Annotated in this window: 1 protein-coding gene and 1 pseudogene; both read left to right on the top strand. The window is 60.4% G+C overall.

Annotated elements, in window-relative coordinates; genetic code table 11:
• The coding region (locus VSR82_RS40390; protein WP_498858962.1) for an ABC transporter ATP-binding protein C-terminal domain-containing protein at positions 1-134 on the top strand (134 nt) is incomplete at its 5' end.
• Positions 135-151: 17 nt separating this feature from the next.
• A pseudogene (locus VSR82_RS40385) lies at positions 152-255 on the top strand (ABC transporter ATP-binding protein); the annotation flags it as partial.

Here is a 255-nt window from a genome sequence, read left to right as displayed (position 1 = left end):
TGAAGCTCGTGATGGGCCTGTGCAACCAGATGACGGTGCTCGACTACGGCAAGGTGATCGCACAGGGTCTGCCGCAGGACGTGCAGAAAGACGCGAAGGTGATCGAAGCTTATCTGGGTGCGGGGGTCCACTGATGTCCACGACGCAAGCAATGTTGAAAATCAAGGGCCTGCAGGTCAACTACGGTGGCATCCAGGCGGTCAAGGGTGTCGACCTCGAGGTCGGGCAGGGCGAACTCGTCACGCTGATCGGCGC

It is taken from the genome of Burkholderia sp. JPY481, assembly GCF_038900515.1.
GTDB classification, from domain to species: domain Bacteria; phylum Pseudomonadota; class Gammaproteobacteria; order Burkholderiales; family Burkholderiaceae; genus Paraburkholderia; species Paraburkholderia youngii.
This window is presented reverse-complemented; position numbering and strand designations above follow the sequence as displayed.